Source organism: Methylobacterium planeticum (genome assembly GCF_008806345.1).
Classification (GTDB): Bacteria; Pseudomonadota; Alphaproteobacteria; order Rhizobiales; family Beijerinckiaceae; genus Methylobacterium; species Methylobacterium planeticum.
In genome coordinates, this window is record NZ_VZZJ01000017.1 from 71,730 (window position 1) to 83,288 (window position 11,559).

The 11,559-nt window shown below is 72.9% G+C and carries 12 protein-coding genes; 6 read left to right on the forward strand and 6 right to left on the reverse strand.

The window, feature by feature from the left end; translation table 11 throughout:
• Positions 1 to 130 precede the first annotated feature (130 nt).
• From F6X51_RS18415 to F6X51_RS28015, 4 genes are all read left to right on the forward strand, one after another.
• Positions 131 to 1,324 (forward strand): aspartate aminotransferase family protein, encoded by a 1,194-nt coding sequence (locus F6X51_RS18415; RefSeq protein ID WP_150965136.1) that lies wholly within the window; start codon positions 131 to 133, stop codon positions 1,322 to 1,324.
• Positions 1,325 to 1,365: 41 nt separating this feature from the next.
• On the forward strand, positions 1,366 to 2,334 hold the full coding sequence (gene argF / locus F6X51_RS18420) for an ornithine carbamoyltransferase (protein ID WP_150965137.1): 969 nt from the start codon (positions 1,366 to 1,368) through the stop codon (positions 2,332 to 2,334).
• A gap of 229 nt (positions 2,335 to 2,563) precedes the next feature.
• Entirely contained in the window at positions 2,564 to 3,583 is a 1,020-nt protein-coding gene (locus F6X51_RS18425; protein WP_150965138.1) for an Hsp33 family molecular chaperone, read from the forward strand.
• A 164-nt stretch (positions 3,584 to 3,747) separates the two neighbouring features.
• Positions 3,748 to 4,836: a hypothetical protein gene (locus tag F6X51_RS28015; protein ID WP_191970166.1), complete on the forward strand. Its 1,089-nt coding sequence runs from the start codon at positions 3,748 to 3,750 to the stop codon at positions 4,834 to 4,836.
• 111 nt (positions 4,837 to 4,947) lie between these two features.
• On the opposite strand, the gene speG is transcribed toward F6X51_RS28015, so the two are convergent.
• From speG to apaG, 3 genes are all read right to left on the reverse strand, one after another.
• Positions 4,948 to 5,517 (reverse strand): spermidine N1-acetyltransferase, encoded by a 570-nt coding sequence (speG, locus tag F6X51_RS18435; protein ID WP_150965139.1) that lies wholly within the window; start codon positions 5,515 to 5,517, stop codon positions 4,948 to 4,950.
• Positions 5,514 to 6,707, reverse strand: a complete 1,194-nt coding sequence (gene argE, locus F6X51_RS18440; protein ID WP_150965140.1) for an acetylornithine deacetylase — start codon at positions 6,705 to 6,707, stop codon at positions 5,514 to 5,516. Before argE ends, speG begins: the two co-directional genes overlap by 4 nt.
• Before the next feature lie 97 nt (positions 6,708 to 6,804).
• On the reverse strand, positions 6,805 to 7,197 hold the full coding sequence (apaG, locus tag F6X51_RS18445) for a Co2+/Mg2+ efflux protein ApaG (protein ID WP_150965141.1): 393 nt from the start codon (positions 7,195 to 7,197) through the stop codon (positions 6,805 to 6,807).
• Positions 7,198 to 7,342: 145 nt separating this feature from the next.
• Between apaG and F6X51_RS18450 the strand changes: the two genes are divergently transcribed.
• Positions 7,343 to 7,816 carry a hypothetical protein gene (locus F6X51_RS18450; RefSeq protein ID WP_150965142.1) on the forward strand — a complete coding sequence of 158 codons (474 nt, stop codon included), beginning with the start codon at positions 7,343 to 7,345 and terminating at the stop codon, positions 7,814 to 7,816.
• A gap of 51 nt (positions 7,817 to 7,867) precedes the next feature.
• The gene (locus F6X51_RS18455; protein ID WP_150965143.1) at positions 7,868 to 8,980 is read left to right on the forward strand and encodes a 2'-deoxycytidine 5'-triphosphate deaminase; all 1,113 of its coding nucleotides are present in this window, start codon (positions 7,868 to 7,870) and stop codon (positions 8,978 to 8,980) included.
• Between the two features lie 88 nt (positions 8,981 to 9,068).
• On the opposite strand, the gene F6X51_RS18460 is transcribed toward F6X51_RS18455, so the two are convergent.
• From F6X51_RS18460 to gnd, 3 genes are all read right to left on the reverse strand, one after another.
• On the reverse strand, positions 9,069 to 9,596 hold the full coding sequence (locus F6X51_RS18460) for a hypothetical protein (protein ID WP_150965144.1): 528 nt from the start codon (positions 9,594 to 9,596) through the stop codon (positions 9,069 to 9,071).
• 116 nt (positions 9,597 to 9,712) lie between these two features.
• Positions 9,713 to 10,441 carry a 6-phosphogluconolactonase gene (gene pgl / locus F6X51_RS18465; RefSeq protein WP_150965170.1) on the reverse strand — a complete coding sequence of 243 codons (729 nt, stop codon included), beginning with the start codon at positions 10,439 to 10,441 and terminating at the stop codon, positions 9,713 to 9,715.
• 78 nt (positions 10,442 to 10,519) lie between these two features.
• Positions 10,520 to 11,494, reverse strand: a complete 975-nt coding sequence (gnd, locus tag F6X51_RS18470) for a phosphogluconate dehydrogenase (NAD(+)-dependent, decarboxylating) (protein ID WP_150965145.1) — start codon at positions 11,492 to 11,494, stop codon at positions 10,520 to 10,522.
• Positions 11,495 to 11,559 lie beyond the last annotated feature (65 nt).

The window sequence follows — 11,559 nt, forward strand, 5'->3', positions numbered from 1 at the left end:
GAGCGGCCCCGTGATTGACAGATGGGGCCCGATTCATAGTAATCGCGCGCGTGCCGCCCCCTTGACGAGGCGGCACTTTCATTTGGGGCGGGCCCCTGCGCCCGCCTGGACAGACACGGAGACGGCCATCGTGACCTCCGCCCTGCTGCCGACCTATGCCCGGGCCCCGATCGCTTTCGAGCGCGGCGAGGGGGCGTGGCTCGTCGCGCGTGGGGGCGAGCGATACCTCGATTTCGGTGCCGGCATCGCCGTGAACGCGCTCGGCCACGCCCACCCGCACCTCGTCGCGGCGCTGACCGAGCAGGCGGGCAAGCTCTGGCACACCTCGAACCTGTTCGAGATCCCGGAGGGCGAGCGGCTCGGGCAGCGGCTCGTCGACGCGACCTTCGCGGACGTGGCCTTCTTCGCCAATTCGGGTGCGGAAGCGAACGAGGCCGCCATCAAGATGGCGCGCAAGTACCACGCCGCCGACGGCCACCCCGAGCGCTACCGGATCGTCACCTTCGAGGGCGCCTTCCACGGACGCACGCTGGCCACCATCGCGGCGGGCGGGCAGCAGAAGTACATCGACGGCTTCGGCCCGAAGGTCGAGGGCTTCGACCAGGTTCCGACGGGGGATTTCGACGCGCTCGAGGCCGCGATCGGGCCGGAGACCGCGGCCCTGATGATCGAGCCGATACAGGGGGAGGGCGGCGTCCGGGTGATCCCGGCCGAGGACCTGCGGCGCCTGCGCGCGCTCTGCGACGCGCGGGGCCTTCTCCTGATCATGGACGAGGTGCAGACCGGCGTCGGGCGCACGGGGCGGCTCTTCGCCCACGAATGGTCGGGCATCACCCCCGACATCATGAGCGCGGCCAAGGGGATCGGCGGCGGCTTCCCGCTCGGCGTCTGCCTCGCGACGCGCGAGGCCGCCCGGGGCATGACGGCGGGCACGCACGGCACCACCTTCGGGGGCAACCCCCTCGCCATGGCGGTGGGCAACGCCGTCCTCGACGTGGTGCTGGCCGACGGCTTCCTGGAGCATGTCCAGCGCGTCGGCCTCGTGCTGAAGCAGAAGCTCGCCGCCCTCAAGGACCGCCACCCGCAGGTCTTCACGGAGATCCGCGGGCAGGGCCTGATGCTCGGGCTCAAGCTCGCGGTGCTCAACACCGACTTCGCGGTCGCCGCCCGGGCCGAGCACCTTCTCGTGATCCCGGCGGGCGACAACGTGGTCCGCCTCCTGCCTCCGCTGATCGTGACGGAGGCGGATGTCGCGACCGCCGTCGAGCGCCTGGAGGCGTCCGCCTCCGCCCTGGAGACCACCCTGCGCGGGGCCGCCGAATAAGCGCGCCGCCCCTGATCACCTGTTTTCGAAGATCGATCGAGATGACTGCCCACATCAACGGGACCGCCCAGGTCCCCGGCCGGCACGGCCCCCGCCACTTCCTCGACCTCAAGGACTTCTCCGGGGCGCAGCTGCGCGCCGTGCTGGACGCGTCGGCCGCCATGAAGCGCCACCGCCGCCGGGGGGAGCCCCCGGCGGAGCGCCCGCTCGCCGGCAAGAACCTCGCGATGGTGTTCGACCGGCCCTCGACCCGCACCCGCGTCTCCTTCGACGTGGCCATGCGGGAACTCGGCGGCGAGACCCTGATGCTCACCGGCAGCGAGATGCAGCTCGGCCGCGGCGAGACCGTGGGCGACACCGCCCGCGTGCTGTCGCGCTTCGTCGACGCGATCATGATCCGCATCCTCGACCACGACCTGATGCTGGAGCTCGCCGAGTACGCCACCGTGCCGGTGATCAACGCGCTCACCAAGGTCTCGCATCCGTGCCAGATCATGGCCGACATCCTCACCTTCGAGGAGCATCGCGGGCCGATCCCGGGCCGCACGGTGGCGTGGTCGGGGGACGCCAACAACGTGCTGGCGAGCTGGGTGCACGCGGCGGCGCGCCTCGACTTCACCCTCAACATCGCGGCCCCGCCGGAGCTGTCGGCCCCCCCCGCGCTCCTCGCCTGGGCGAAGGAGCAGGGCGCCCGCGTCAACGTCACCACCGATCCGTTCGCGGCGGTGGACGGGGCCGAGGCGGTCGTCACCGATTGCTGGGTCTCGATGGGCGACGACGACGACCATCACCGCCACAACCTCCTCAGCCCCTACCAGGTGAATGCCAAGCTGATGGCGGCCGCGGCCAAGGACGCCGTCTTCATGCATTGCCTCCCGGCCCACCGCGACGAGGAAGTCACGGCCGAGGTCATCGACGGGCCGCAATCGGTGGTCTTCGACGAGGCCGAGAACCGGCTCCACGCCCAGAAGGGCATCCTGGCCTGGTGCTTCGGGGCGAACGGCCTCTGAGCGGGACGTCTCGCGGTCGCCGCGCAGGCTCCCTATATGGGGAGTCAGGCGGGCGCACCGCCTCTCCCCCCGGCTTCGATCCACGCCCCGCGGCGCGGCGGCTCCCTCTCCCGCACGGGCGAGGGAACGCGCCCTCCGTCCCGGCCGCGCCGCGATCCGTGATGTCGAGGCCTCGCGGGGATTGAGGCGGCGCGCCCGCACCTGTCGGACCCGAACGAGCGGAGAGGCCATGACCTCCGGAACCGAGAAATCGCCCACCCCCGCCGACGGCCGCGAAGGCCTCGACGATGCCGTCCTGCCCTTCGCCGTCGAGGCCCTCGACGTGCGCGGCCGCGTCGTGCGGCTCGGGCCCTCCGTCGACACGATCCTGCGCCAGCACGGCTACCCCGATCCGGTGGCGCGCCTGCTCGGCGAGGCCGCAGCCCTGACGGTGCTGCTCGGCTCCTCGCTGAAGTTCGAGGGCCGTTTCCAGCTCCAGACCAAGACCGACGGCCCGGTCGAGATGATCGTGGTCGATTTCGAGGCGCCGGACCGCGTCCGCGCGACGGCGCGCTTCGACGCCGAGCGCGTGGCGTCCCTCGGCGCGGGTCCCGTCAAGGCGGCGGACCTCGTGGGCCGCGGCTATCTCGCCATGACGATCGACCAGGGCTCGGCGGCGAGCCGCTACCAGGGCGTCGTGGCCCTGGAGGGCCAGAGCTTCGAGGAGGCGGCGCACCAGTATTTCCGCCAGTCCGAGCAGATCCCGACCGAGGTGCGCCTCGCGGTGGCGGAGGAGTTCGAGAACGGCGCCGCGCGCTACCGGGCGGGCGGGCTGCTGATGCAGTTCCTGCCCCAATCGATCGACCGGGCGCGCCTCGCCGACCTGCCGCCCGGCGACATCCCGCAGGGGCACGCCCATCTCGAGGCGACGGGCGCGCCCGAGGACGATGCCTGGGTCGAGGCCCGTTCCCTCGTCGGCACCATCGAGGACCACGAGCTCGTCGATCCGGCCGTCTCCTCCGAGCGGCTGCTCTACCGCCTGTTCCACGAGCGCGGCGTGCGGGTGTTCGAGGCGCAGGCGGTGGCGGAGCAGTGCCGCTGCTCGCCCGAGCGGGTGATGGGCATGATCCGCTCGTTCTCGGCGGAGGAGCGCCGCGACATGGTGGCGGATGACGGGCGCATCGGCATCACCTGCGAGTTCTGCTCGCGCCGCTACGACCTCGATCCGGCCGAGGTCGAGGCCGCGATCGACGGCGGCGCCCGGCACTGAGACCCGGAGGCCCGGCCCAACCAGCGCATTCCTGCGGCCAAGCTCAGTCCTCCTTTACTCAAGCTGAGCCGCAGGTTTGGCGATCGAAGAATGCGGAAGTTTTCGTTGAACCCTTTCGGTGCCTACGACGTTTCGAAGCGTCAAAAGGTATCGGAGGATACGTCATGAAGACATTTGCAGTCGGACTGGCAGCATTGCTGTTCAGCACATCGGTGTTCGCGCAGAATGCCGGCGGTCAGATGAGTGGGAATACCGCTGGGAGCAGCAGCGGGACGCGGTCCGGCATGGCGGCAGAGCGCGCCGGCGGCGCGGGCGCCCGCGGATCCGAGGCGGGTGGGGCGCCGGGCGCCCGGCGCGAGGCCACGGGCCAGCGCGAGGGCGGCGACCGGGGCATGCAGGCCCGCAGCGGCGAGCGCCAGGGTGCGGACCGCCAGGGTGCGGACCGCCAGAATGCCGAGCGCCAGACCGGCGACCGTCAGACCCGGACGGACCGGGCCGATCGCGGCGGCGAGCATTCCCTGCGCGGCGACCTCCGCCACGACCGCGCGACGCGGGTCGGCGAGAGCCGCCGCACCGATCTCCGCTCCGAGCGCGTCGCGAGCGACCATCGTCGCGAGGGTCGCTTCGTGTTCATCAGCGGCCGCCGGGTGGTGTATGGCTCGCCCGAATACCGGCGCCTCGTCACCGTCGAGCAGCGTTCCGGCCCGCGCCGCTACGTGGTCATCCGGGGGCATCGGGTGGTCTACGGCTCCCCCGAGTACCGGCGCCTCGTCAGCGTCCGCGAGGGCGGCACGCGATACGTGACGATCCGCGGCCAGCGGGTGGTGTACGGCTCGCCCGAATATCGCCGCCTGACGATCTCGACGAGCGAACGGCGCGGCGGCACCCTCAGCGCGAATGTCAGCGAGCGCAGCCGCACGAGCGTCTCGCGCACGGAGCGCGGTGAGCGCGACGTCCGGGCGGATCGCGGCGGGCGCGACGGCCTGCGCAACGCCGACAGCCGCCACGAGGGCACCCGCAACGAGGGCACCCGCAACGAAGGGATGCGCGGCAACAATGCCCTGCAGCAGGGCGAGCGCGGCGGCGGCCAGGGCGGCATCCGCAACGCCTCCGAGCGCACCGGCGGCGCCACCACGGGCAACCGCGTGGGCGGCCAGCCGGGCGGCGAGCGCGGCGGTGCCGTGAATGCCGGTGGGACGAATGCCGGCGGCCGCTCCGGCGGCGAGCGTGGCGGGACCGCCGGCAGCCGCTGAGCAGAGAGGCTTCGATCACCCAAGGGGCCGGCTCGCCGGCCCCTTTTTCCGATGTCCGGGCCCTCGCCCGCCCCGGGCGGGGTCCCGGCGCGTCGGCCCGAGGCCGGCCGTTCAGGTCTTCAGCACCGGCTCCGCGATCTCGCCGCCGCCGCGGCGCGAGAGGTAGTGCGGCTGGAACAGGCACATCCGCACCGCGTCGCGGTACTTGCCGTTGACGAAGAACTCGTCGCGCAGGACGCCCTCGGGCTCGAAGCCGCAGCGCTCGTAGATGCGCACCGCGCGGGCATTGTCCTTGTCCACGTGCAGGTAGAGCTTGTGGATGTTGAGGACGCTGAAGGCGTAGTCGATGGCGATCCGGGTGGCCTGTCCGGCGAAGCCGCGGCCCTGGAAGGCCGGATGGAGCGCGATCTGGAACTCGCAGCGGCGGTGCAGGTGGTTGATCTCCACGAGCTCGACCATGCCGGCCGACTCGTTGCGCTCGGTGGCGACGATGAAGCGCCGCTCGGTCTGGTTGTGGATGTTGCGCTCGTAGAGCTGCGCCAGCTCGGCGAAGGACTCGTAGGCCTCCTCGAACCAGTAGCGCATGATGCTGTCGTTGTTGTTGAGCTGGTGCACGAAGAGCAGGTCCTCGCGCTCCAGGGGCCGCAGCTTGACCCGCCCGGAATCGCCCGTGCGGCTCATGCGGCACAGGCCTCGGCCAGCCGCCGCATGAAGGCCGCCCCGTCCTCCAGCGCCTGCAGGGTGATGGACTCGTCGGGCTGGTGGGCCTGGTCGATCGAGCCTGGCCCGCAGACCACGGTCGGAATGCCGGCGACCTGGAAGCGCCCGGCCTCCGTCGCGTAGGGCACCGAGATCGTGCGGTTGCGCCCCGCCACCCGCAACGCCAGCCGCTCGGCCTCGGAGCCGGGATCGGGGGCGAGGCCCGGCACCGCGACCTCCTCCAGGGTGTCGATCCGCCCGAAATCGCCGTAGCGGTTCAGGCGCTCGCGGGTCACCGCCTCGACCTTGCGGGCGAAGAGACCGGGGATCTCCCCGATGTCGAGGTCGGGCAGGCCGCGGAACTCCCAGTGGAAGGTGCAGACCTTGGGCAGGATGTTGCGGGCGGTGCCGCCCTGGATCGTGCCGACATGCACCGTGGTGGCGGGCGGGTCGAAGCGCCCGCTGGCATCGCCCCGGGCGATCATCAGGTCGGCGATGCGGTTCAGCTCGCTCACGAGATCGGCCGCCGCCATCACGGCGTTGGCCCCGAGCATCGGCTTGGCGGAATGCGCCTCGTGGCCGTGCACGGTGGTGAAGTAGGTCACGATGCTCTTGTGGGCGTCGGCGACCTCGAGGTCGGTCGGCTCGCCGACGATGACCGCGCCCGGGCGCGGCAGGTCGGCGCCGAAGCGCGCGATCGTGTCGGCGACGCCGAGGCAGGTCGTCTCCTCGTCGTAGGAGAGCAGGATGTGGATCGGCCGGCGGAGGGACGCCGCCTGGAAGTCGGGCACCGCCGCGAGCGCGAGGGCGCAGAAGCCCTTCATGTCGACGGCCCCGCGCCCGTAGGCGCGGCCGTCGGCGACCCGCAGGGTGAAGGGGTCGGAGGTCCAGGCCTGTCCCGTCACCGGCACCACGTCGGTGTGGCCCGAGAGGACGACGCCGCCATCCTGCATCGGGCCGATCGTGGCGAACAGGGCAGCCTTGTCGCCGGCCGCGTTCGGCACCAGCCGGTGCGGCACGCCCCAGTTCTCGAGGTATCCCGAAACCCAGTCGATCAGGGCGAGGTTCGACAGGGAGCTCTCGGTGTCGAAGGCGACGAGCCGCTCCAGGATCTCGAGGGCCGCCAGCCGCGCCGGGGGAGGCCCCTCGCGGCGCTCACCATGTCCCGCCATCGCGTCAGTCTCCCTCGCAGGGCGGACCCGCCACTGGTCCAATGCGCCGGGCGACCGGCGGTTGCGGGCTCAATGCGGACGGCCGCCCACGCCGGTCTCAGTGGAGGCTGCGCCGGACATGGGGGGAATCGAGGGAGAAGGCCGGGATCTCGGCCTCGAAGCTCTCGCCCGCGATCGTCGCCATGGTGTAGCTGCCGGCCATCAGCCCGTCCGGCGTGGTGAGCGGGCAGCCGCTGGTGTAGCTGAAGGATTCGCCGGGCTCCAGCACCGGCTGCTTGCCGACGACGCCGGCCCCGCGCACCTCCTGGCAGGCGCCGTGCCCGTCGATGATGCGCCAATGGCGCGAGCGCAGCTGGACCTGCTCGGAGCCGTTGTTCACGATCTCGACCGTATAGGCAAAGAAGTACCGGCTCTCGCCCGGAGAAGATTCCTCCTCCACGAAGCGGGGCATCACGGTCACGCTGATTCCGCGCGTCTCGGCCTTGTACATCGCTTGTGTCTGCCTCCCTGGCCGCGTGCGCGCCGGCTCGCACATCCGGCGAAGCACCGCGACAGGCTCGGAGCGTCGTGGTACGTGGCGGCGAAAACGCCGTCAATCGCGGTGGAGTACGTCGCGGAACGAGGAAGCCCACGGCATGGTCGAGGAGGCCCTGCGCCCCCTGCATCACACCCTTGCGGACAGGCCGGAACGCTCCGGGCGCGCCGCGCGGGGCCGCCTCGGGCTCGGCCTCGGCCACGCCGCCCTCGCGGGCCTCGCGCTCCTGTTCGGCTGGCTCGCGCCCGAGCGCAACGCCTGGGCCGCCGCCGCGCTCCTCGGCGCCCTCCTGCTCGATGCCCTGGCCCGGGCCGCGGCGGCGCACGCGGCGCGGCGCGGCGGGATCGCGGCGCGGCTGCGCGGGCTGCCCTCCCTGGTCCTCGGCCTCGGCTCGGGGGTCGGGCTCGCGGGCGCCGCGGCCGCGGCGGCCCTGGCGCTCCTCGCCTGGCCCCCGGCCTTCCCGCTCCTGGCGAGCGCGCTCGCGGGCCTCGTGGCGATCGGCGCCTGCGCCCGCCTCGCCTTCGCGCGGATCGTCCTCCGGATCGGGCGCGACCCCGACTTAACCCGGCCTTAGGCCTTCGCGCGGGACAAGACGAGGGGTCGGGCAACGGGACGGGTGCGGGCAGTGAGCAGGAACACGACGCCGGATCCGGCCGCCGCGACGGTCGCGGGCATCCTGCCGGCGCAGGCGATCGAGGCGCTGACGCGGGCCGGGGCGATCCGCCCCGCGAGCCCCTACGCCGCCGACCAGATCCAGCCCGCGAGCCTCGACCTGCGCCTCGGCAAGCGCGCCTTCCGGGTGCGCACGAGCTTCCTGCCCGGGGCCGCGCGCCGCGTCTCGACCTGCATCGAGGCCTTCGCGTTCCACCAGATCGACCTGCGGGCCGGCGCCGTCCTGGAAACCGGCTGCGTCTACATCGCCGAGCTGCAGGAGGCCCTGTCGCTCCCCGCCGACCTCTCGGCCGGCGCCAACCCGAAGAGCTCGACCGGGCGCATCGACGTCTTCACCCGCGTCATCACCGACCACGCCATCGCGTTCGATCAGGTGGAGGCGGGCTATGCGGGCCCGCTCTACGCCGAGATCTCGCCCCGGACCTTCCCGGTTCTCGTGCGCACGGGCTCGCGCCTGTCGCAGATCCGCTTCCGCCGCGGCGAGGTGCGCCTGCGGGATGTCGAGCTCGCCGGCCTCCACGCCCGCACGCCGCTCGTCAGCGCCGCCGCCCCGTCCTTCCAGGGCGGCGTCGCCGTCTCGGTCGACCTCGCGGGCTTCGACGGGCTGATCGGCTACCGCGCCAAGCGCCATACCGGCCTCGTCAACGTCGACGCCCCGGGCGCCCACCGCAGCGCCGATTTCTGGGAGCCTCTGGCGGCCGACGGCTCCGGGATGCTGATCCTCGATCCCGGCCAGTTCTACATCCTGGCCTCGAAGGAATCGGTGGTGGTGCCCCCCGACCACGCCGCCGAGATGGTGCCCTTCGATCCCCTGGTCGGCGAGTTCCGGGTGCATTACGCGGGCTTCTTCGACCCGGGCTTCGGCTACGCGGAGGCCGGGGGCTCCGGCGCCCGCGCGGTGCTGGAGGTCCGCTCCCGCGATGTGCCGTTCCTGCTCGAGGACGGCCAGATCGTCGGCCGCCTCGTCTACGAGCGCATGGCGGAGGTGCCGGCCACCCTCTACGGGGCCGGGGCCGGCTCGAACTATCAGGCCCAGGGCCTGAAGCTTTCCAAGCACTTCGTCTGATCTCAGGCCCTCAGGGGCTCTTGCGGGCCCTCAGGGGCACTTGCAGGCCTCAGTGGCTCTTGCGGCCCTCAGGGGCGCTCGCGGGCCCTCAGGGGCTGGCCCGCGCGACGCTCGTCGCGGGCTTGCGCGCGGCGGATTTCCGGGGGGCGGGCTTCGCCGGGACGGGCGCGGCCACGGGGGGCGCCTCGGCCTCGGCCGCCGCCTCCAGGACCGGCAGGTCGATGCCGCCGCGCTTCCCCGCCTCGGCCGAGGCGGACTGGACCCGTGCGGGAGCGTCCGCCGGGGCGGGTGCCTCGACCCTGACGGGTTCGGGCGCGGCGGCCTGGGCGGAGGCTTGCCCGGGCTGGGGGGCCTCGTCGCTCGCCGCGCCCACGAAGGCGACCTCGGCCTCGGCCTGCGCGTCCGGCGCGGACCCGCGCGCGAACACCAGGGGCAGGCTGAGGGCCGCCAGGACCGCGAGGGCGAGGAGGCCGCCGAAGAGGGCGCCCCCCGCGGCGCTCGGGCCGGTGCGCCGGTCCACCACGCGCAGGGGGCCCGGCGCGACGCGGCTGCGCCGCCGCAGACCGAGGCGTCGCGCGGAGATTTTGACGAGGCGGATCAGCCCGGCGCGGAGCATGCGGCGAATTCCGGATAGACGAGCGGAATGCTCGGCCTCGACGGAGCCCGGCGCGCTGCGGCGATTTTAAGGCGAACGGTCCCCGCATCGGCAAATAACCGGCGGTGCCGGCGCGATCACGCCTCCGCGGCCGCCGCGTCGAGGAGCCAGACCATCTGGCCGGCGCTGGCCACGCGGGCCGCCGGCAGATCCTCGCCGTCCGCGAGGCGCCGCAGGGGCTCGCGCTTGCCCGCACCCGTCACCAGGAACAGGACCCAGCGGGCGGAGCCGAGGGCCGGGTAGGTGAGGGTGATGCGCGCAACGAACGGGCTCATCCCGGCCTCCGGCACCGGGGCGGCCCAGGACCGCGTCTCGTCGAGGGCCGGCTTGCCCGGGAACAGGGAGGCGGTGTGGCCGTCCTCCCCGAGGCCGAGCAGGACGAGGTCGAACAGGGGGCGGCCCGGCTCCAGCCGGTCCGATCCGTGGAAGTCCCGCAGGGTCCGGGCATAGGCCGCCGCGCCCGCCTCCGCGCCGAGGTCGGAGGGGATGAAGTGGAGATGCGTCGCCGGGATCGGTGCGCCGTGGCCGAAGGCCTCGCGCACCATCCGGACATTGCTCAGCGCGTCGTCCCAGGGCACGACCCGGTCGTCGCCGAAGAACCAGTGGATCCGGTCCCAGGGCAGCCGCGCGCGGTAGTCCGGGCCGGCCAGCAGCGCGTAGAGGCGCTTCGGGGTCGAGCCGCCCGAGAGGCAGATGGCGATCCGGTCGCCCGGGGCATCGGCGCAGACCGCAACGAGATGGTCGGCCGCCGCCCGCGCGACCGCATCCGCGTCGGGCAGGACCTGGGCACCGGGGGGCAGGGGAATCGTCACCGCAATCTCCGCATCGCGCGAGGGGGGTATCGCGCGGGCGGGGGCGAGGTTCCGCCGCGCCGGGGCCCGGCCCTATTTCGGCTCGACGTGGCCGCCGAAGCCCTTGCGCATGGCCGAGAGGAGCTTGTCGGCGTAGCTCGCGTGCTCGCGGGAACGGAAGCGGGCGTAGAGGGCCGCCGAGAGGACGTTCACCGGCACCGATTCCTCGATCGCGGCATTAAGGGTCCAGCGGCCCTCGCCGGAATCCGCCACGAAGCCCGAGAAGGCCTCGAGCTGCTCGTCCCCCGCCAGCGCCTGCGCGGTGAGGTCGAGGAGCCAGGAGGAGACGACGCTGCCCCGGCGCCAGACCTCCGCGATGTCGCCGATGTCGAGGTCGAAGCGCTGCGCCTCGGGCAGGTCCTGCGAGCCCGCGTGCTTCAGGATGTCGAAGCCCTCGGCATAGGCCTGCATCAGGCCGTACTCGATGCCGTTATGGACCATCTTGACGAAGTGGCCGGCACCGCTCGGGCCGGCATGGATGTAGCCGTGCTCGGCCCGGGGGTCGCGCCCCTCGCGCCCCGGCGTGCGCGCCACCGTGCCGAGCCCGGGCGCGAGGGTGGCGAAGATCGGGTCGAGCCGGTCGACCGCCGACCTGTCGCCGCCGATCATCATGCAATAGCCGCGCTCGAGCCCCCAGACGCCGCCCGAGGTGCCGACATCGACGTAGTGGATGCCCGTCTGCCGCAGCTCGGCCGCGCGGCGCAGGTCGTCCTTGTAGAAGGAATTGCCGCCGTCGATGATCACGTCGTCGGGTTGCATCAGGCTGCCGAGCCGCCCTACCGTCGCCTCGGTGATCTCGCCCGCGGGCAGCATCACCCAGGCGGCGCGGGGCGGCGCGAGCCTGGCGACGAAATCCTCCAGGCTGTCGGCGCCGGTGGCCCCCTCCTCGACGAGGGCGGCGACGGCCTGCGGGTTCTGGTCGAACACCACCGCCTCGTGCCCGTTCTGCAGCAGGCGCCGGACGATGTTGCCGCCCATCCGCCCGAGCCCGATCATTCCGAGTTGCATGCTCGCTCTCCGATTGCCCTCATCCCGGTGCGGGGAGGGGTCAGGGGGATCGCCGATCCCGTAGG

What these genes read in the sequence shown, in the direction of transcription:
- speG (WP_150965139.1), bottom strand. Translation starts at nt 5,517, where the DNA reads ATGAGCCGCACGGGCGATTCCGGGCGGGTCAAGCTGCGGCCCCTGGAG.
- gnd (WP_150965145.1), bottom strand. Translation starts at nt 11,494, where the DNA reads ATGCAACTCGGAATGATCGGGCTCGGGCGGATGGGCGGCAACATCGTC.
- argF (WP_150965137.1), top strand. Translation starts at nt 1,366, where the DNA reads ATGACTGCCCACATCAACGGGACCGCCCAGGTCCCCGGCCGGCACGGC.
- argE (WP_150965140.1), bottom strand. Translation starts at nt 6,707, where the DNA reads ATGGCGGGACATGGTGAGCGCCGCGAGGGGCCTCCCCCGGCGCGGCTG.
- F6X51_RS28015 (WP_191970166.1), top strand. Translation starts at nt 3,748, where the DNA reads ATGAAGACATTTGCAGTCGGACTGGCAGCATTGCTGTTCAGCACATCG.
- F6X51_RS18425 (WP_150965138.1), top strand. Translation starts at nt 2,564, where the DNA reads ATGACCTCCGGAACCGAGAAATCGCCCACCCCCGCCGACGGCCGCGAA.
- F6X51_RS18460 (WP_150965144.1), bottom strand. Translation starts at nt 9,596, where the DNA reads ATGCTCCGCGCCGGGCTGATCCGCCTCGTCAAAATCTCCGCGCGACGC.
- F6X51_RS18450 (WP_150965142.1), top strand. Translation starts at nt 7,343, where the DNA reads ATGGTCGAGGAGGCCCTGCGCCCCCTGCATCACACCCTTGCGGACAGG.
- apaG (WP_150965141.1), bottom strand. Translation starts at nt 7,197, where the DNA reads ATGTACAAGGCCGAGACGCGCGGAATCAGCGTGACCGTGATGCCCCGC.